The sequence below is a fragment of the Sporosarcina sp. FA15 genome, assembly GCF_051550195.1.
Taxonomy (GTDB): Bacteria; Bacillota; Bacilli; order Bacillales_A; family Planococcaceae; genus Sporosarcina; species Sporosarcina psychrophila.
This window is the reverse complement of the sequence record NZ_CP188818.1, coordinates 111746-132458: the sequence shown is the minus strand read 5'-3', so window position 1 is coordinate 132458 and position 20713 is coordinate 111746. Positions and strand designations below refer to the sequence as shown.

Annotated in this window: 16 protein-coding genes and 1 riboswitch; of the genes, 9 read left to right on the top strand and 7 right to left on the bottom strand. The window is 39.6% G+C overall.

Translation table 11 applies throughout. The annotated features are described in order from the left end of the window. The first annotated feature begins 22 nt into the window (after window positions 1-22). On the top strand, window positions 23-1087 hold the full coding sequence (locus ACP8HG_RS00715) for an LLM class flavin-dependent oxidoreductase (RefSeq protein WP_342537748.1): 1065 nt from the start codon (window positions 23-25) through the stop codon (window positions 1085-1087). Window positions 1088-1938: 851 nt separating this feature from the next. On the opposite strand, the gene ACP8HG_RS00710 is transcribed toward ACP8HG_RS00715, so the two are convergent. Both ACP8HG_RS00710 and ACP8HG_RS00705 read right to left on the bottom strand, forming a co-directional pair. Further along, the gene (locus ACP8HG_RS00710) at window positions 1939-3213 is read right to left on the bottom strand and encodes an acetylornithine deacetylase (RefSeq protein ID WP_421103066.1); all 1275 of its coding nucleotides are present in this window, start codon (window positions 3211-3213) and stop codon (window positions 1939-1941) included. 211 nt (window positions 3214-3424) lie between these two features. Then, window positions 3425-3527: riboswitch (TPP riboswitch) on the bottom strand. Window positions 3528-3544: 17 nt separating this feature from the next. After that, on the bottom strand, window positions 3545-5731 hold the full coding sequence (locus ACP8HG_RS00705; RefSeq protein WP_342537746.1) for an S-layer homology domain-containing protein: 2187 nt from the start codon (window positions 5729-5731) through the stop codon (window positions 3545-3547). A 232-nt stretch (window positions 5732-5963) separates the two neighbouring features. Between ACP8HG_RS00705 and ACP8HG_RS00700 the strand changes: the two genes are divergently transcribed. Next, window positions 5964-6992 (top strand): NADP-dependent oxidoreductase, encoded by a 1029-nt coding sequence (locus ACP8HG_RS00700; RefSeq protein ID WP_342537745.1) that lies wholly within the window; start codon window positions 5964-5966, stop codon window positions 6990-6992. Between the two features lie 96 nt (window positions 6993-7088). On the opposite strand, the gene ACP8HG_RS00695 is transcribed toward ACP8HG_RS00700, so the two are convergent. Continuing rightward, window positions 7089-8006 (bottom strand): PhzF family phenazine biosynthesis protein, encoded by a 918-nt coding sequence (locus ACP8HG_RS00695; protein ID WP_067206769.1) that lies wholly within the window; start codon window positions 8004-8006, stop codon window positions 7089-7091. 41 nt (window positions 8007-8047) lie between these two features. Then, window positions 8048-8593 carry a hypothetical protein gene (locus ACP8HG_RS00690; RefSeq protein WP_067206766.1) on the bottom strand — a complete coding sequence of 182 codons (546 nt, stop codon included), beginning with the start codon at window positions 8591-8593 and terminating at the stop codon, window positions 8048-8050. 226 nt (window positions 8594-8819) lie between these two features. Here ACP8HG_RS00690 and ACP8HG_RS00685 point away from each other — a divergent pair, with 226 nt between their 5' ends. From ACP8HG_RS00685 to ACP8HG_RS00675, 3 genes are all read left to right on the top strand, one after another. Then, window positions 8820-9452 carry a TetR/AcrR family transcriptional regulator gene (locus tag ACP8HG_RS00685; protein ID WP_067206763.1) on the top strand — a complete coding sequence of 211 codons (633 nt, stop codon included), beginning with the start codon at window positions 8820-8822 and terminating at the stop codon, window positions 9450-9452. 157 nt (window positions 9453-9609) lie between these two features. After that, window positions 9610-10587 (top strand): DUF418 domain-containing protein, encoded by a 978-nt coding sequence (locus tag ACP8HG_RS00680; RefSeq protein ID WP_338653216.1) that lies wholly within the window; start codon window positions 9610-9612, stop codon window positions 10585-10587. Window positions 10588-10685: 98 nt separating this feature from the next. Continuing rightward, window positions 10686-10883 carry a hypothetical protein gene (locus tag ACP8HG_RS00675; protein WP_067206759.1) on the top strand — a complete coding sequence of 66 codons (198 nt, stop codon included), beginning with the start codon at window positions 10686-10688 and terminating at the stop codon, window positions 10881-10883. A gap of 118 nt (window positions 10884-11001) precedes the next feature. Here the strand turns inward: ACP8HG_RS00675 and ACP8HG_RS00670 are convergent, their stop codons facing one another. The 3 genes from ACP8HG_RS00670 to ACP8HG_RS00660 form a co-directional block, all read right to left on the bottom strand. After that, the gene (locus ACP8HG_RS00670; protein WP_067206758.1) at window positions 11002-11526 is read right to left on the bottom strand and encodes a 5' nucleotidase, NT5C type; all 525 of its coding nucleotides are present in this window, start codon (window positions 11524-11526) and stop codon (window positions 11002-11004) included. 808 nt (window positions 11527-12334) lie between these two features. Beyond that, the gene (locus ACP8HG_RS00665; protein ID WP_338653218.1) at window positions 12335-15031 is read right to left on the bottom strand and encodes a DEAD/DEAH box helicase; all 2697 of its coding nucleotides are present in this window, start codon (window positions 15029-15031) and stop codon (window positions 12335-12337) included. Next, window positions 15015-15386, bottom strand: a complete 372-nt coding sequence (locus ACP8HG_RS00660; protein WP_338653219.1) for a hypothetical protein — start codon at window positions 15384-15386, stop codon at window positions 15015-15017. The genes ACP8HG_RS00665 and ACP8HG_RS00660 overlap by 17 nt, the downstream gene beginning before the upstream one ends. Before the next feature lie 369 nt (window positions 15387-15755). On the opposite strand from ACP8HG_RS00660, the gene ACP8HG_RS00655 reads away from it, so the two are divergent. The 4 genes from ACP8HG_RS00655 to ACP8HG_RS00640 all read left to right on the top strand — a co-directional run bounded on the left by ACP8HG_RS00655 (window position 15756) and on the right by ACP8HG_RS00640 (window position 20713). Beyond that, window positions 15756-16265: a ferritin gene (locus ACP8HG_RS00655; protein ID WP_067206752.1), complete on the top strand. Its 510-nt coding sequence runs from the start codon at window positions 15756-15758 to the stop codon at window positions 16263-16265. A 546-nt stretch (window positions 16266-16811) separates the two neighbouring features. Continuing rightward, entirely contained in the window at window positions 16812-17144 is a 333-nt protein-coding gene (locus ACP8HG_RS00650; protein WP_067206749.1) for a DUF485 domain-containing protein, read from the top strand. Between the two features lie 15 nt (window positions 17145-17159). After that, complete coding sequence (locus ACP8HG_RS00645) at window positions 17160-18710, top strand: solute symporter family protein (protein WP_187046999.1); 1551 nt, start codon at window positions 17160-17162, stop codon at window positions 18708-18710. Between the two features lie 83 nt (window positions 18711-18793). Beyond that, window positions 18794-20713 (top strand): DUF294 nucleotidyltransferase-like domain-containing protein, encoded by a 1920-nt coding sequence (locus ACP8HG_RS00640; RefSeq protein ID WP_438298041.1) that lies wholly within the window; start codon window positions 18794-18796, stop codon window positions 20711-20713.

Here is a 20713-nt window from a genome sequence, read left to right as displayed (position 1 = left end):
TTAGTTTTAGGAGATGAGAACAATGCAAACAGAAACTAGGAAACCCGGAATTGAAATTGGAATATATACATTTGGGGATCTTGGTCCAGATCCCCTAACTGGAAAAACAATAAGTATTCAACAGCGCCTTCATGAAGTATTGGCTATTGGAAAGCTGACTGAAGAAGCCGGACTTGATATTTTTGGTGTCGGTGAGCATCACCGCTTAGACTATGCCGTATCAGCTCCGCCAGTTGTTCTGGCGGCAGTGGCACAAAACACGAAGCGTATTAAATTGACGAGTGCAACGACTGTTTTGAACACAGTCGACCCTGTTCGCCTATTCGAGGATTTTGCTACACTCGATTTAATTTCGAATGGTCGCGCTGAGATTATTACAGGTCGTGGTGCATTCGTTGAATCTTTTCCGTTATTCGGTCATGACTTAAACAATTATGACGAACTGTTCGATGAAAACATACGACTGCTTCAAGAATTGAATACCAATGAAATCGTCAATTGGAATGGGTCATTCCGTTCGCCTTTAACTAATTCTATGATTGCCCCGCGCCCTGTTCAAAATAAACTGCCGATTTGGGTTGGTGTAGGTGGAACACCTGATAGTGCAATACGAGCTGGAAAACTTGGAACTGGTTTAGCATTAGCTATCCTTGGTGGGGATCCAATTCGTTTCAAACCACTTGTTGATTTGTATCGCCAAGCTGGCATAAGTGCCGGACATCGTTTAGAGGATTTAAAAGTGGCTGTAACAGGACATACGTATATAACAAAGACATCCCAACAAGCGAAAGACGAATTTTATCCTTACTATGCAAATTATTGGGGATATGTGAACAAACAACATGGAATGATTACGAGAATATCCCGCTCTGATTTCAATTATATGGCCAGTCCCGAAACCGGATTATTTGTCGGCAGCCCTCAGCAAATAATTGAGAAGATTCTCCACCAACACGAACTATTTGGACATCAACGATTCATTGCACAAATGGATATCGGCGGCTTGCCGTTTTCTAAAGTCGCAGCGAGTATTGAAATGTTAGCAACACAAGTAGCTCCGATCGTTCGGCGTGAAACGGCTCGTTAAGGTATCTCATAATAATCTATCTGGAAACATAGAAATCAATTGATACCGTATAAGTAATAGCTTCACTTATTTATATGTTGAAACACATGACTGCTTACTTTTGTGATAAAACACTAGAAGCCTTATGTACATGTGCTTTTGAATCGCTTTGGACTGAACGACTACTGCACCATTATCGGAATTTCTTGCAGCGTAGGATGCGACTTTGTCGCATCCTACGCTGCTTTTTCGTTAATTGTATGGGGGCCCTTCGTCCGCCGCTCTTCAAAGGTACAGCTACACTAAGTTCTGATGCTTTTGGGAACGAGTGAATAACTACATTCCTATCCATAAAGGGGCAGCCAAAGATGCAATTTTGGCTGCCTAATCCCACTCTATAGTATTTCCTTTTTGTATTTTAGAAAGGGTCACTTTCTATATGGCATCACATTGTTACTTGTATGATTTTTGCCAAAGTAAGTAAGGAAAGCTTGTTAAATGCAGCAGAGTGCCCGAAATTTCATCTTCGGGCACTTGCAACTTTTATAGAAAGGTAGTTATTCTTCCATCTTCCAAAGTAGTTGCATTTTCCACTTAAACATTGTAGGTATGTGGTGGACAGTTAGTTGTAACAGGATTACCGAAAAGAGTGTAGCTGGCATTTCCAGCCACATTTAACCCGCGGTAAAGGTGTTGTAATCATTTCGTCCAAAGCTAGCCGCAAATGTACAAGTCAAACGTAGACTTTTAAGCTTTTCTTAAGGTTTAGGCTGTCCCTTGTAAGGCGCCTTCGCTTAGTTTATATAGGCATCCATTTGTTCAACATGTAACAGTTTAATAGTAGTAGATGAATGGGGAGATTACTTGCACTCCTATTTTTTCGTATTACACCACTCATTTATAAATAACATAAGCGTCTTGGTAAATACCACTAATTCTTCAATGTTTATCTTTTCATCGACTGAATGTGCCTCTTCCAACTTTCCAGGACCATAGATAACAGTTGGAATTCCTGCTGCTCCTAGCCAGCCCGCATCTGTTACTGATCTCGACATACCTATTATTGCAGGACTTTTTTCGGTTTGTTCATGACAATGCGCAAGAAGTTGAACAGCTGCATGGTCCGCATTCATTTCAAGCGCCGGAAATATTTCTCCACGTTCTTCAATCATTGATTTTCCACCCCAGCGAAAGTGAATGGGATTTTCTCTTAACCACGTGTCTGCTTTTGCTACATGGTTCAAATGCTCTTCGATTTCTTTTGTTACAGATTGATAGGTTTCATTCGGATAGAAATGAACGGTGATCCAGAGCCGACATTCATCCGCCACAAAAGCTGCATGCCTTCCTCCTTCTATAACTGCTGGATTAATAGTAGTGGTGCCAGGCGCAAAACCCGGATATTTTTTTGTCACAGCCCAGTGACGTTCTAAATCTTGTAATCCAGCAATAACCTTCATCATCTTTTCTATCGCACTAGCCCCATTAACCGAACCGCCTGCATGAAGCATACTCATCCTCATTGCATCATGGAAAACTTCCTTACTTTTAATCGTTATCCAGCCGGTAATCACACCACCCTGACCATGGATTTGACGATCACTGCCATCGACTACAAGTGCAAAGTCTGCTGTATAGCCTTTTTCCATACATGAAAGTGTTCCAGCCTCTCCCGCTTCCTCCCCAATGACAGTCTGAATTTGCAAATCACCTTTCAGTTCCACACCTAGTTCGTTTAATAATTTAACGGCTAGTAAAGTCGCCGCTACTGCACCTTTCATATCGGATGTTCCTCGCCCATATGCGTTGCCATCTTTAGTCGTTAGTTCAAAGACAGGCACAGTCCACTCTGTTTCATCCCCCACTTCCGCAACGTCTATATGTCCATTAATGATTAGGCTGTTATACAGGTTTCCATCCGTTCCCTTTTTAACGCCTACAACGTTCGGGTCGCCAGGAAATACATCCCAACTAACCGTTTCAAATTTTTCTTGTGCTAAAAAATCTTGAATATACCGCTGTACGCCTGTTGTATTTCTTGCCGGTGGACTAACTGTCGGGAAACGAACGAGGTCCGCTAGCAATTGCACTAACTCCTCTAGACGTTCATCAACTAGGTTACTAATTCTATTTTCCATTTTACTCATCCATCCCTTATCTATATTTTTGGTAGGTGAATCTATATACGTTGTAATAAAGAATTCCATTGAATTCACTACGGCGCTAGCCCTTGTAATGCGCCTTCGCGCAGTTCACTATCTTTATTTCATTTGTTCAACATATATACACTGGAACAGAAAACAGCCGCTTTCCATAATCGGAAGGCGGCTGTTTTCTACGTATATAAAGACATTGAGTGTAGAGTTTCAGCTGCTTCCCTACGCTAGTATGAACTAGATCAGGTTCGAAGGGTTTACATCTATGATGTGTCTCAGCCTAAACGGCTCCCCTAGCAGTATCTATTTAGTTTTTTCTTCTTCACAATGCATCTGTTCTTTCTTCCCCTTTAGGAAGATAGTTCGATAAGTCGATATCACGTAACCCGTTCTTTATTTTAGTTGTGTAACCTAAATTTTCATTCGATAAAAACGAAGCTTTTGAAGCAATCATTTCTTCTAATAAAGGCAAATACGTCGGATCAATATCTTTCCAAAGTTTGTACGAATTTATTAAATCCTCTAAAGTCAGATGCTTGTAATCATCGCCTTTATAGTCACGTAATGCGGAAATACGATACCAAATATCGCCATTATCACGAATCCAATCATCTTTATCCGCTACAATCGCTGTTTGTATAGCCTGCGCTGTATCTAAATACTTCTGATCACCGAACTCATTATAAGCCATGAGTAAAACGTTCATACCGCCCAACACATGATTCATAGAGGCATGTGTCGTTACTTGCTGTGCAATCGGGAAGTAATCCGCGATGTAGTAAGACTCGTCATTCACAGGAATGACGTTTCCTTTACTTTTTTGTGAGACTAGTAAGTCAGCATAATTACGCAATGGCTCTTTCGCATTCTCAATTCCAAAATCAGCACCACTATTATAGTAGAAAAGCGCGATTTGCTCATTAAAACGTGTATCAATGAATGGAGCTGTAATGTCATATAAATCTTTCAAATAGGTGCTTGTAACTTCTGTTTCCCAATAATCTTTGTCACCTTTGAAATTCTTCAAGTTAACAAATGAGTTGTAAATTAAGTTCTCAAAATAACGATCCTCTTGCTCATTATATAAAACCAGCGCACGATCTTCTTTTAATAGAAGTAAGTTCCGCCCATATCCTTGCCCTGTGTCAGGCATTGGCTCTGTGGTTATCGCCATTTTATTGTATGGGCCACCCGCCGTGTACCAATTATTACGTTTTTTATAATACTTAGCTGACTCAAGCATCCAGCTCTCCATATTCTCTTCATTCGCAAATAATTGGTCATCCGCATTCATATACCACTGATCTACAATGTCATTGCCTTTTGAATTTAACGTATGCACAGATAATAATGTTGTTCCAACCTGAGCATAAGACAGTGCCTCTTTTTCACCGAGCAATTGACGCATGTAACTGTAGCCATCATTCTCATACTCTAATGACAATTGCTTTGACAAATAAGACTGACCAACCATCCGCTCCTTCACTGATCCATCTAGCTTCACAAATTGGAGTAAACCTGTCGGATAGGATGTTGTGTCACTGCCAAAAACGTCTTTATCATTACGTTTAATCTTGTATTTATCATAACGGTTTAGCTCAAATGAAGCCACTTCATTTTCTTTTTGAATGACATCTACTGTTACAGCAGATTCAGTAGGGTTAATGATTTTCGAAAATAAGAAGTAATCGCCATTATCAAATGAACGAACCGTTAACTCAATGGTCGCACCTTCTATACCGATGTCATAAGTGTAAATATTATCTCGTGAAAATGAGTTATCGATTCTCGTATGATTCGTGAAAAGTATATTCTCTGTCGATCTTAGGTAAATCGGATGTTCATCAAATGACACCTTCATTAAATTCACAGCAGAGGGAATCCGAGTAAAATTAGGCGACAGCTCTAAGTTCGTTAATTCATATTTTTTGGTAGTTGCAATGTTCCCCTTCTCCACAAGTACTTGATGCAGAATCACCGCAAAAGTAGCGCGGTCTACTTGTGATCCGTGATTGAATAGACCTTTTTGTATGCCTGGCATAATTCTGTATTGTGGAACTGCGCCTACACTTCCTTTATCCAATGAAATAAGACTTGGCCATTCGATTAATGCACTATCTTGCAAATTAAATGCATCTACTAATGCCAACTCCATTTGCCTACGTGTTAAAGGTTCTTCCATACCAAAAGAATTGCCTGTCACGTCTTTGATTAAAAATTCATATCCCGCTTTTGTAAAAGATTGAGTAGCCTCTCCAACTGTCATTGCTAGATCCGGACGAAATTGCATATCGCCGTAACCCGTCAATATGCCCATTTCTACAAGTTGCATAACTTCATTTTTCGCCCAGTGGCTATTTGGAATATCCGTAAATTTTGCAGCTGTCGTGACGTCTTCTGATTTAACGACTTGAGCTTCTGCCGCGTTAGCTGTTAATACAACAGTAGCTGACGTCGGTAAAGCTACCGTTAATGCTAAAGCGAGAAACAGTGTAGTTATTTTCTTCATTTTTGTTTAAAGCCCTCCTTTAGTTAAAATTAATAACATCAAATTATAGTTAAGTATAATTATAACACTTTTGGATACTATTTTGGAGTTCATCCACAGGAGAAAGCAAGGCTGAACAATAGCAATTCAATGGAAAAGAAACACCAGTCCATAATCATTGACCTTAGTAACTCTTGAGTGTTAGGGTTTTCACTTGCCAACTAATTCGGCAAACTACAAAGGAGGAATTGCAATGAAGCAATTGATGCAACAGGAAATTCACCTAGCAAATCGTCCCAAAGGAATGCCTGCGAAAGAAGACTTTACCTTTGTAAAGAATTCAGTTCCCTCACCAAAAGTAAATGAAATTTTAGTACGGACGCTTTATTTATCTGTTGACCCATACATGCGTGGAAGAATGCAAGATGCCAAGTCATATATTGCTCCATTTGAATTGAATAAGGTCATTTCAGGGGGTGTCGTAGCTGAAGTAGTTGAATCCCAGTCAGACGCCTTTAAACAAGGTGATGTCGTTGTTGGTAATCTTGGCTGGGCTGAATATTCCGTAGCTACTCCAAATGAAATTCGCAAAATAGACCCTAAAATGGCACCTATTTCAACACATTTAGGTATTCTCGGCATGACAGGTTTAACTGCCTATTTTGGATTGCTTGATATCGGAAAACCCCAAGAAGGCGAAACGGTCGTCGTTTCTGGGGCTGCCGGGGCAGTTGGATCAGTAGTTGGACAAATCGCGAAAATCAAAGGTGCCAAAGTAGTAGGTATTGCAGGTTCAGATGAAAAGATTGACTACTTATTGAATGTACTCGGCTTTGATGCAGCTGTAAATTATAAAAAGGATAGTTTCTGGACAGATTTGAAAAATTCCGTACCTGATGGAGTAGATGTCTATTTCGATAATGTAGGCGGCGACGTTTCAGACGCTGTTTTTACAATGCTAAATCGAAATGCTCGTATTCCATTATGCGGATCAATTTCTTCCTACAACGCGGAAGGAAATGATACAGGACCACGTATCCAATCCGCCATGATCAAGACCAGCGCTATGATGCAGGGCTTCACACTAGGTGATTTTGCTACTGATTTTGAAAGAGGTTTTACAGACTTAGGTAAATGGCTACTGCAAGGTAAACTGAAATATGAAGAAACAATTGTTGATGGATTTGAAAATACACCAGAAGCATTCCTTGGTTTATTTAAAGGAACAAATCTGGGAAAACAGCTCGTAAAAGTGGCTAATCCTGAATACGCGAAACTTTAACATTTAATGTGAAATAGCATGACCTGCAACTTCCAAATACTTATTCAACAATCTCCTCAGGTTACTAAATGAGGAGATTTTGTTTTGTCAAAAAATCTAAACCTTGTTGTGTTTGTTCGTAACAAAAACTATTTCAAGCTCTTTTACATATACTGCAGTTCCTGTAATTTCAATATCATAACTTTTTTCATTTTTCGAGACTTTAACTAGTACACGACCATCCTTTCCCATTTCATGTCCTTGTTCTACTAAAATACGTAGATGGTTTTCGAAGTTTCTATTTATGTATTCGGCGTAATAAGCACCCATCACTCCTGAGGCTGTTCCTGTAACGGAATCTTCAATTGTACCGGAATATGGTGAAGAGAAATGACGAGCATGCATATCTGCATTTTGATCGTACGTCTCCAAACAAAAAGGATGAATAGATGCTTTAGGTATTTCTTTTAATACGGATGGAAATAGCTCATTGTTAGCTTTCATTTTATTAAAAATGCTAAGTTTCTTAATTGGAACTAACAATGTCCATGAACCTGTACTACCATATACAGTGGGTAAATCAGATTCTATATCATCTCTATTAATTCCGATTGAATGGGCCAATTCTTCGTACGAACCGCTAAAGTCTTTTAATTGTGGGGAATCTTGTTTCATAGTTATGTATTCCTCACCATCCGCTTGTGAATCTATTCTGATAGGTAAAATCCCTACTTTCGTTTCAATTGTTAGTTTACTCTTATCATTCAATAAATTCTTAGACTTTAAAGCATATACAGCAGCAATTGTTCCATGTCCACATAAATCCATTTCTTGTCCTGGTGAAAAATAACGTATTCCAAGATCAGCCACATTCGAATTGACTAAAAATGCAGTCTCGTTGAAACCTGCCCTGTAAGCTATTTCTTGCATCTCAAAATCTGTTAAATCATCCCCGTTCAGCACTACTCCAGCAGGATTCCCTTTGTTTGGCTCTTTACTAAATGCGTCATAATGGTAAATAGTTATCGATTTCACTCTTCATTTCTCCCACCTAAAATAAATATATTATCCACTCTTCATTTCCATACAGTCATATACTTCTTACGGTATTTGATATCTTCTTCTGTCTCAATCAAACCCATTGCTATCTGTTTAATTTCTTCCTCTTTTAATGCATCATATAAATTTTTCAAGCCTTGAATCATATCAAATCGAATCAAGGTGTAATGTTTTTCATGCACACCGTTTTGAAAACGTTCCACTATATGATGAATCACTTGTTGTTTTTGTTCCTTTCCAGCTAAGCCCACTCTCCATATCGACTGTAAGCTATGTCGGGCTGTAACAAATTTCGGATCTTTGGTCACTTCCCATAACGCTGGAAAATCGCCTAATATACGTTTTTCTGGATCACTTTTCGCAAGACCAGCTAGGAACTGAGCACCCCTAGATCTTCGATGATTATCGGAATCTGTTAGCCATTCCTTTAATTCGTCCCAAACTTCATAAGCCCAGTCCACTTCTTCTTTTACAGCTGCATTAATAGCATTAAACGCTTCAAATTGAACATTTTTGTCCTTTGCTTCTAGGTTTTCAAAGTAGGATCGGGTTACACTGTCCACTTGATTCATCTCCCTCTCAATAAAAAGTTATTTACTTACGACATTACATCCTACCGATAAATATACAGTGAACCCCCTCATATATCTATCGCTATACTTCATTAATAAATTGACCGTGAAATTTCTCCGTGTTAAAATTTGATTGAGTGATCAATTAAAAATTTGATTGTACAATCAAATTAACTTGGAGGAATCATAATGTATATAAATAATAGAGGTCATATAAATGAAGGAAGATAACAAAGTTGAAGGAAAAAAATCGTTTATCGCAGAAGCAAGACGTGACCAAATTGTGGAAGCAGCAATTAAAACCCTTGATGAAATTGGATACTTAAAAGCCAGCCTTTCTCAAATTGCTAAAAGAGCGGACATCAGTACCGCATTAATTTCTTACCATTTTTCGGATAAGAACGATTTGATGAACCACCTTCTGATGAATCTTGTAGAAGGGTCAACATCTTATATCTTAGAGAGAGTTGGTCGAGAAAATACAGCTTTTGAGCAACTGAATACATTCATAGCGGCAAATTTAGCATATCAAGGTACGCATCCGACACGTTATACGGCTCTGATAGAAATTGTCTTTAATGCCAGAACGCCCGATAACATTCCCTACTATAAATTAGGCGATGATGAAGAGGACCAAATCATGTATGAACTACAACAAATACTACATTATGGTCAAAAACAAGGGGAATTCGGATCTTTTAATGTAGTAGTCATGGCCAGTATGATTCAAGGAGCTATCGGAGAGTATATGGCTCACACTGCTATAACAAAAAAAGTCGACTTGGATACGTATAGCAGCGAGCTCGTGAAAATTGTTAATCAGGCAGTAAAGGGTAACAAATTTGACTAACGTTACTCTAAAGTCAAATCCTATCTCCAATTATGATCGGAAGCTTGCTCCGGATCTTGCCCGCGGCTTTATGCTACTGTTCATCGCATTGGCACACGCCCACGTATTTCTATACGCCGCCGATCGAGAAATCACAAAGGTTGACCAGATCGTTGTATTGTTTCGGCAAGTCTTAGTTGACGGCCGTGCATTCCCTATGTTCTTTCTCCTCTTTGGCTACGGTATGGTCCAGCTCATGCTTCGTCAGGAAGAAAAAGGTAACGATTGGATTTCAATTCGCAAGCTGTTCCGCCGGCGAGGCTGGTTGATGATTCTCATCGGTTTCTTGCATGTAGCACTATTATTCGAAGATATCATAGCATTATATGGCCTGGCTACCCTTCTCTTGGTCGGATTCCTCCGTGCATCAGACAAGAAGCTGTTATGGATTGCTGGAATATTTCTTGTTCTAGTAGCAATCTTTGGTTCATTGATGCCTCGTGGTTACGACGCCTTAGTAGATAACGCTGTACTCTCCTCAATAGCGCTGGAGAACCCATTTCTCGCTAGCGCTATCCGTATTCCGGAGTGGATTATCTACACACCTTTGCTTGTCTATCAGGTCGTCCCTGGCATGCTTATCGGAATTTTGGCGGCACGGCGGCGAATCCTCGATAATCCGGAGCAACACCTGCTCTTGCTTGTGCGCACTTCAATGATTGGTATTGGTCTCGCTACTGTCGGAGCAATCCCGTTGGCACTGATGTCCTCACAGTATTGGACTAATCCATCGTTTGGAGCGCAGACGTTCGCTACTATTCTACACACCGGTACTGGCTATGCAGGTGGATTGGGCTGGGCAGCGTTTATCGGATTGTTAGTCATCAAGCTTGGGGAAAAACGAGGACCCATCACTATGGCTATCGCCGCAGTAGGACAGCGCTCGATGACCTTTTACATTTTTCAATCGGTCGTATTCATCGCTGTTTTTGCTCCGTATGCCGGCGGTCTAGGTGCACATATGGGCCAAGCCGGCAGCGATGTCATCGCGTTATTCACCTGGCTCCTCTCAGTAGTCATCGCCGATTTCATGCGTCGCGCTAATGTGAGAGGTCCTGCGGAGACCTTGTTGCGAAAGCTGTCTTATCGTACTTGATTTACTGATTGGGATAGTCGTTAATTTAGGATGCACCAAGGTTGTTAATTAAGAAAGCGATTGTGTGAAGGAAGTTACTCAAGAAAAAGGAGATTACAATGAATTTTATAGAGAAAGTATTTAATTGGATGGTAATGATTGGACTAGGATTATTAGTAGGACGAATTATTACACTTGTGTTTAGACTTCTGGATATTCCGTTTACAACCTTTTTTAAAGACTACAGTATCATTTCATTGATCATTTTAATAGTAGGCGCGATTGGTTCACAAATGATGAAGGATAATAAAAAATAAAAGGTATCTGGTACTAATACAATTCAGGGTTGTATCAGCACCAGATACCTTAAATTTATAATACCCCTCTCTTCCTTTGATGAAGATGAGGGGTTATTTTTGATTCTATCGCACTAATTTACTTAAGAAAATAATCCGCGGTATCTTTCCAATTGTTTAATCGCGTATATCCGGTTGTATGGACATTATGTGGAGCTGTGAAAAGTAGGCCCTTCCCCTGAAATGTTTCTAAATTACTTGGCGTATCGTCTATCAAATAATCTGCAAGAATTATGCTTTTATCGCCGCAAAAGACGAAATTCTTTTCATTCAAAAAACTGAAGTGTTTCTTTAACCAGCGATATTTTGGTGCTAACGAAGCTGGAAACTCCATTGCTGCGGTTACAATATATATTTCATAGCAAGCACTTAATTCTTTTATCACTTCTTGACTATCTTTTATCACGTCTAACTCCAAGAAAAATAATTCGTTTGCTAAATAGTGGTCCACTTTCTTTTCAAATCTAGCATCTAATTCTATGAGTTTCTTGCCATGCAAATGGTGGTCCGTATAACTTTCGTTAAATTCATCATTAAATAATTCTAGACATTTAGCGCTAAAATGCGATATGACTTCATCCATATCTATCGCGATACGTTTCACAGTATTTACCCCTTTATGATTCATCTCATGATTCTACTATATATGTTGACATAAAGAATCCTCTCAACAACGCTCGGCTCCTCATAGGGGTAGCCTTCGCTGGAAATTATATAGAATAATGATTGCGGCGTATGCGCTTTACACAGGCTTTTGGGAGGCAACTGAAAAAGCCCTTGTACTTGAAATGAATTAGGATTCCCCCTAATACCGCTTCGGCGCTTTGTGGATGCCTCCCGCGATAAGCCAGAAAGGAAACCACTTTCAGTCTTATCGCTCCGGCTACCACGAAGACGCGCCTACGCTGGATGGACTATGTAAGAAAGAGCTTTTCATTATCTGCGATGAAATCTGCAATCGGCATATACATCTCAAAATCACATTTCTCTCGATAATGAACATCCTAGCGCAGGCGCGGCAAAGGGGTAGCCGATGCTGTAATACTGGATGCGAAGCGCTAATCCAGGCTTACTGCGTAGAGCATCCCCAATAGCGCTAAGCGTTCTACAATCCACACCCCGAATTAATACTAGCTCCCTATTGAGCGCCACAGTAAATTTAGTGGGATTCATTAATTCAACATATATAGCATGCAATTGTCGTTCATATACTGACTAGTGCTGTGCACGGCTTATCTGAAATTTATGCCCCACAACATTTTTTATACTTTTTTCCACTTCCATGCCAAGCAACCTCTGAATATCGGAAATATCCTCAGGCTTGTCCCCCACTTTCAAATGTAATATTCACGAGATTCTGTACACTCACACAATTCAAAAGCTGTGACATCCACCGGAGTTTTCAACTTTATTCAGCAGGGGTTTGAATCCCTGCTGAATAACCTTAAATCGATAATATCTTCCGATAACGAGGATAGCATCGTTTCACCCGTTTGAATAACTTGATCGATTAATTCCTTTTTACTTTGCTGCAATTCGTTTATCTTTTCTTCTATTGTTCCTTGGGCAATAAGCTTTATAACTTGAACAACGTTCTTCTGCCCCATTCGATGGGCTCTACCAATTGCTTGCTCCTCGATTGCTGGATTCCACCATAAGTCATAGAGAACAACCGTATCCGCACCAGTTAAATTCAGGCCAGTCCCGCCAGCTTTTAATGAAATAAGAAAAATCGTTTCAGATCCTTCATTAAAATCATCGACGAGTTGGACTCGCTCCTTGGCTGGCGTTTGACCATCTAAATAGAAGCAACTTTGTCCTGATTGTACAAGCTTTTCCCGAATAATTTTCAACATACTTGAAAACTGTGAAAAGATTAAGATTTTGCGGCCATTTTCTCGTCCGTTTTCAATAATCTCAAAAAGCTCTTCCAGCTTTCCAGATTGCCCTTCGTAGTTCTCGATGAATAAAGAGGGGTGACAACAAAGCTGCCGAAGTCTTGTCAGTCCCGCCAAAATTTTAATTCTCCCTTTACCTAAACCTTCTGTGTCAAGTGACTCTTTTGTTTCAGCGCGGATTTTGTCCAAGTAGCCGAGGTAAAGCTCCTTCTGTTCTTTCTTCAGTTCTGAGTAATGAACCGTTTCAATTTTGTCAGGTAATTCCTTCAAAACGTCCATTTTCAACCTTCTCAAAATAAAAGGTTTAACCACCCTAGCAATGTATTCAGGTTTTAAACTACGAAACGTTTTCTGATCATGTAAAAACCCAGGCATGATTGCTTGAAAAATCGCCCACAACTCGTCCAATGAATTTTCAATCGGCGTTCCAGACAAGGCAAACCGCTTATGCGCCGTTAACGCCCTTACTGCTTGCGCAATTTTAGACGCATAGTTTTTTATCGACTGCGCTTCATCTAGAATAAGCGTATGGAATTCTTGCTCCTTATACCACTCTAAATCCTGCCTCAACGTATGATAGGAGGTAATGTATACATCCGGAATATTATCCTGGTCCAAAATAGCCTTTCTTTCCTGAACCGTTCCAGTAGCGATATCCACCCTTAATACAGGAGAAAACTTACTGAATTCATTCTTCCAATTATAAACCAATGATGCTGGAGCGACTACGAGCACGGGCTTCCCCGACTGAGCCTGCTTCTCCGATTGGATATAAGCAATACATTGCAAGGTCTTTCCTAAGCCCATGTCATCTGCTAAAATTCCACCCAGTTGGTATTGTGCCAATGACTTCAACCACTGAAAACCCGTCAACTGATAATCTCGCAAGTTTTCTTGAAGTGTGTCCGGTATCACATATTCTTCTTCCTCTGGGGATTTAATGGCGCTTATGAACTGCCGGAAGCTTTTCCCGAATTTCCGGTTCTGTTTGTCCAACTGCGTTAAGCGCTCTTCGATTTGCAGACCTCTATATAACGGCATGTTCATTTTACCATTTACCATTTCAATCGATTTATCATTTAACTCTTTATAAAGATCTGCTACGTCCTTCAACTGTTCATCATCAAGTGACAAAAAGGCTCCAGTTGGTAAACGCACATAGCGTTTCTTTTCAATAACAGACTGGAAAATATGTGGAACCTTGTCGTAATCCACTCCGTCCATTGAAAAGTCAACTTCCAATAGGTTCCCACTTGAGTGGATATCGACAGCAACTTTAGCCATTTTCTCTGTAGGTAGAATCAATGATTTAATGGCTGGCGCTAAAAATATGTCTGCCTTCTCTTCAAGTAGCGCCAATGTGTCGTATAGAAATCCGAATATATCTTCCTCGTCATCTGTGTAATACTGATTCTCACTCACTTTCAATGAAGAATCCTCGAATGCATTCATAAATAATTGTTCCTGTTTTGCATCACGGATTAATATCGTTTGTTCCTCATTAGCATCGGTCTCACTTTGGGCAATCGGGTTAATGACAATCGAATCGTAATGATACTCTACCTTCACCTCGATACGGTCACTAGTCCCTTCCACAAACATTTTCACCCGTAGTGGAGGATTCATAATAAACGCAGAAACAGTCTTAGCTACTTGAACCTTACCAATTTCCTTTAGCTTTGGCATGGCTTGTGAAACAAATGTCCCAACTTGTTCAGCTGATATCGGGATAATTGGACTTCCTCCACTTTTAATTAATGGAACGAATAGTTGTAATGCCCGTTGCTGTTCACCCGATAGTTTATGTAATTTCCCTTTATATGCATACCAGCCATAGGTTTTAAAATATTCCCCATCTACATGTCCGCTTACTTTCAATTGAAATTCTTTGGACTTGCCATTTTCAAGCGAAAAGGAGAAAGGAAGATCTTCGTCTACAATTTGCAGTTGTCCATAAACGAAATCTTCTTGCTGAAAAACACAATTTTGATGTTGCAAGGTAGCAAGTAACTCATCTACCGCGTATGGAGGTATGACTATATCTTTTCCTGACCTACCGTTACCTCCCCAAGTACTCGTATCATAGATGGTTTCAGTTTTATAAAACTGCATTAATTTATGGATAATCGCCAAATCTTCCATTTGAAACACATGATATGCGGGATCATACGTAAAATGCTTGCCAAACTGCAAGTCAGTGTTTTGTGACATGCTGCCGAATATCCTTGACGATATATAATCGTTTAGTTCCAATTTTCATCTGAATGTCAAAAATATCTTTTTCTCTATAATAGCTAGCTAACGTATGTGCCCTCAATAGAAATTCTACTTTCAAATAGCACTCATCTTCTGCATTCAATTCTGAACGATTGTTACTTTCTCCAAAGTAATCAATCAACTCTTCAGCTCGCCGATATCTTGCATTTTTCGTTCCACTCTTTTTGCTACTAGTAGCAACGTTTTGTTCATCGGCAATTGCCAAAACCGTAGCACAAACATGCTTACACTCTCCATAGGAATAATGCGCAGGACAGTTACAATCATCATCAATGTCGTAACCATTCAATTCTATTTGAACAGTATACAACTTGCTTCCTGAGACTGTTGCACGCCATATATTCTTAGCACTATTTAATTGTAAACCATGTACTCTACCACTTTTATGGTAAGCTTCTCATTTATTAAATGTAGAAGCCGTAAATATTCTTTTTATTAAACTAGTATCTAATTTGTTCATATATTTTCCCGGTGCGAACACTCACTTTTATCCTCTATTATACAATGTTCCAAGTTCTAACCGTAAATTTCGTCTTTTCCTATTGCCAAAACTCCTAATACGACAAAATTCCGTGTTTTCAATCAAAATACGTGAATGAAAATCTAGATTAGGCTATGATAAAGAAGAATAGTCTTAACAATAAAAGGAGGCAATATGATGATTAGTCAACGACTAGCGGATGCTCTTAATCAGCAAATGAATAATGAGTTCAACGCTGCACAAGCTTATATGGCAATGGCTGCTTATTGCGAGCACAATAATTATGCTGGCTTTGCCAATTATTATCTTCAACAAGCCGAAGAAGAGCGTTTTCACGGCATGAAAATTTATAACTATATGAATGACCGTGGGTTACAAGCTAAATTCTCCGCAACGTCAGAGCCAAAAATCGAATTCGCGTCAGTATTGGATACATTTGAATCGGGTTTACTACAAGAAAAAGGCGTTACCAAGAACTTTTATGAATTAACGGACCTCGCTTGGGAAGAAAAAGAACATGCCACAATTTCGTTTTTGAGATGGTTCTTGGACGAACAAGTTGAAGAGGAAGCATCTTTCGATACACATATCGAGTATTTGAAGCGTATCGGAGAAGATAAAAACGCATTATATATTTATGAGAAAGAACTTGGGCAACGCGACTTCTCTGCAGAATCTGGAGAATGAATAAGTTCCAATTTTTTCACTACCCCTCTCTTCCTTGACGAAGATGAGGGGTATTTTTATACACTTTTTTTGTGATATACCTACATGTCTTAGACCTCATAACACTTTCCTCTCCCCCCAGATTGATAGGATACTAATACCCTATGACTTCACCTCCCTTTATAAATGTTGAACCATTGGATACTTAAATTGGCTGAGCGAAGGCGCCTTATAAGGGACACCCTCCCGCCGTAGTGAATTCAATGGGTTTCTGTATTTTAATATATATAAATTGGTTCCATCGTCTATACTTGCCGCTAATTCCTAGCCATTTGATAAGTTCCTTTTCTCGCAGTGACAAAACTAAGTTTTAACTATTCAGAAAAATACCTTGTGAGTTATCGGAAAATTTGGTAATGTGAAACTAGCCTTCTATTATATGATTAACATTTTTAACAGATTTAGTGCGTTTTTTACAAAATATGAAAGCGAATTCATCTAAAAGGAGGCTTATTACTTTACTAAACTACCAGTTTTCAACACTTCAGAAAAAAAGGGGATGAAATCGTGGGTAAAAATCCGAAGAAAAAGCAAGCAAGTGAAACATTGGACTATGAAAAAATTATCAATACACCTGAATTCAAAAATTTAGTCAAACGAAAAAGAATCTTTTCTACGCCATACATTATTTTCTTTTTTATCGCCTATTTTACACTACCTATTCTCACCGGATATACAACCATACTTGAAAATCGAGCCATCGGTTGGATGACTTGGACATGGGTCTATTCATTAAGCATGTTCGTAATGGTATGGGTGTTTACATCCATCTATATGAACAAAGCTAAAAGCTTCGATATAGACGTTGAAGAAATTCTAAAGAAAAATGTTTTAAAATAAAGGGGGTACTTACACGTGGACAATATTATATCAATAGCAATTTTCGTTGCAGTGATTGGATTGACACTCGGTATTACTTACTGGGCTGCTAAACAGACAACAACTGCAAGTGATTTTTACACGGCTGGGGGATCGTTAACCGGTTGGCAAAACGGAATGGCGATTGCTGGGGACTACTTGTCTGCTGCATCATTCCTTGGAATTGCCGGAGCAATTTCGTTAAATGGATTTGATGGATTTTACTATAGTATCGGTTGGTTAACTGCTTATCTAGTAGTTTTATTTCTAATCGCCGAGCCGCTTCGTAATCTAGGGAAATTTACAATGGCCGACATGATTGGAGCACGTTTTGGAGCAAAAAAGGTTCGTGGCGCTGCAGCGTTAAATACAATTACGATTGTGTTATTTTATATGCTTGCTCAGCTTGTAGGTGCAGGTGCACTTATTAAATTACTTCTTGGAATTGACTACTGGATTGCAGTTCTAATCGTTGGTGTCATGATGACAATCTATGTACTATTCGGTGGTATGACTGCAACAAGTTGGGTTCAAATTGTTAAAGCGATTTTACTTATGATAGGAACCATTGTTATTTCATTCCTCGTTTTGTTAAAGTTTAATTTCAACTTTATTGGGATGTTTGATGCCATGAGAACAGCAACACCACATGGCGATGCCTTCTTACATTCCGGAATAATCTATAAAGATCCGATTGGTTTGATCTCTGTACTAATTGCACTCGTTTTAGGTACGGCTGGCTTACCGCATATCTTAATGCGTTTCTTCACGGTAAAAGATGCGAAAACAGCTCGTTCTTCTGTTATTTATGCAGTTTGGATTATTGGTATATTCTACGTCTTAACCATTTTCCTTGGATTCGGTGCAGCTAAGTTTGTTGGTGTGGATGCCATTGTTGCTGAGAATGCTGCTGGGAACATGGCCGCACCAATGTTAGCGGGTGTGTTGGGAGGATCAGCACTTGAGTCATTCGTTGCAGCGGTTGCGTTCGCAACGATTCTAGCAGTTGTTGCCGGACTTGTTTTGTCAGGAGCTTCAGCTATTGCACATGATATTTACGCAGAAATTATAAAAAAAGGAAAAGTAACAGAGAAACAACAAGTAAGAGCTGCAAGATTCGCTGCACTTGCTGTTGCTATTGTCTCAATCATTTTAGCACTAGGTGCGGAAAAATTGAATGTAGCGTTTCTTGTTTCACTCGCATTCTGTATCGCCGCCTCTGCGAACGTTCCGACAATTCTTCTTACGATCTATTGGAAAAAATTCAATACGACAGGCGCAGTTGCTTCAATGTTAACCGGTTTGATTGTCGCGCTTGTTCTTGTTGCATTAAGTCCTAGCGTTATTAATCCTGTAGAAGGAGCGGCGTTCTTCGTTGGGCAACCACTCTTCCCATATTCGAACCCTGCCATAATTTCAGTTCCAGCAGGATTCTTAGCAGCGATTATTGGTACACTCGTTTCATCTAAGAAATTCGAAGCTGAAGAGGTTTCTTATGCCGAAGTGAAATTTAAAGCAGAAACAGGTTATAGAGAGCTAGAACGATAATTCATAGCAAAAAATCCCCCTCCCTAATTTAACTGGACGAGGGGGATTTTTCTCTAAAAAGATGAAGGTGGAGGAAATTCATAATGAACAGTGCACAACAAAAAATGTATAAGAAAGTGCATGACCAGCCTATTTTCAGAGGATTAACTGAGGAAAAATTTGCTGAACTAATGGCTGAATGCAAACTTACCTATTATCGGAAATCTGCAAAAGTGAATTACTTTATAACACCTCATGAAGGGTTGTTGCTCATTTTAACAGGGACAGCAGAGATATTCATTGTTGGTGATGATGGGCAATCCTTCGCCCTTGAAGAAGTTCAAGAAGGTGAGGTAATCGGTTTTTCAAATATCGCTTATTATTTAGGTGAATCCAATAGGCCGCTCGATCATCATCGTCTTGTATTGGAAGTAGTAGAAGATTCCTATTGTCTACAGATTCCATATGCTGTCCTAAAAGAAAGAATAGATGACACGGATGTCCGTGACGCTATTTTGAAACTCATGTCTATTCGTCTCGCAAATGTCTATGCTTCCCTTGGTGAGCAGGTTAAGTTGTCAGATGAGTGGGGAGAAAGCGAGCCTTATGTTCGTCGTGTCGAAGACTTTATGAACTCCTCTGTGATTACGGCCTCTGAAGATGCGTCAGTTCAGCAAATAGCACGAATAATGGTCGATAACTCAATCAGTTCGCTAATGGTCGTGGATCAGGAAGAGCAACTAATCGGGATCATTACAAAAAAAGACCTTGTCCAAAGAGTCGTTGCACAAGTGGCAAACGGCGAACTGAAAGCTAAAGATATTATGACAAAAAAACCGCATACTATTTCACGTCATGATTATTATTACGAAGTCCTTTCGGCATTTTATAAGAATGGGGTAAAACACTTACCCGTTGTCGAAGATAATCGTTTGGTAGGTATAGTTACACTGTCCAATCTTATTTTTAAGCGTGATCGTGGATCAATGGGTGTATTGAAAACGATTGAAGAGGCTTCTTTCGAAAATTTACCTGCCGTTAAAAACGCGATTTACGATGTGTTATCTAGTTTAATTAACGATGATATCTCTACCATTCATACGTTGGAGATTATTACAAAACTATACGACCGACTCGCACGACACTGTGTGAAACTCGCTGTACAGTCGTTAGAAAGGCAAGGTAAAGGAACACCGCCCGTCCCCTTCGCATGGTATGAGATGGGCAGTGGTGCTAGGGGCGAACAATTCATGTTGACGGACCAGGATCACTTCCTTGTCTACACCGACCCACAGGAAGATGATAAGAAGCACGTGGCGTTTTATTTTTCATTGCTTGGTGATGCAATTGTTAAGCATTTGGAGAAAGCTGGCTATTCCAGATGCGTCGGAAAAATGATGTCAAGCGAGGTACAGTGGCGCGGTTCCGTTTCCGATTGGCAGCAACGTCTACGTAACTGGGCGCTTAAGGCGACTAATGATGATATATTACTTGGCTATAACTTTTTATCTTTTCGTTTTCTAATGGGTGATGCATCGTTACATAATCATTTTGTTCGGATGGTACAAATTCAATTGAAGTCCTCACAAACTTTTCTTTATCACATGGCGCAGCAGGAACAAAACAATCCCATACCGCAAGTAAACCAGTCCTTTTTGGCATTATTTAAAGGAAGAGGAACCCGAGAAATCATTGACATTAAAAAAAACGCATTGTTTCCAATGCATCATTGCCTACAAATACTGGGCGTTCAAAAAAATATCATTACACGCACACCATTACAATTAGTAGACGACCTTGTACAATTAGGTGAACTATCGGCTGGCTTTGCCGATGATATACGTCATGCATATGAAATTGCACTAAGAACACGAATTCAACTGGCTTGGAAAAAACATCTGCGAGATGAATCTATTACCACAGAAATTCAGTTTGCATCGATGCGAAGATGGCAACAGGATGAAATAACAACGATGTTAACGACAGTCCACGCGCTGCAATCACATCTACTTGCAAAATTATGA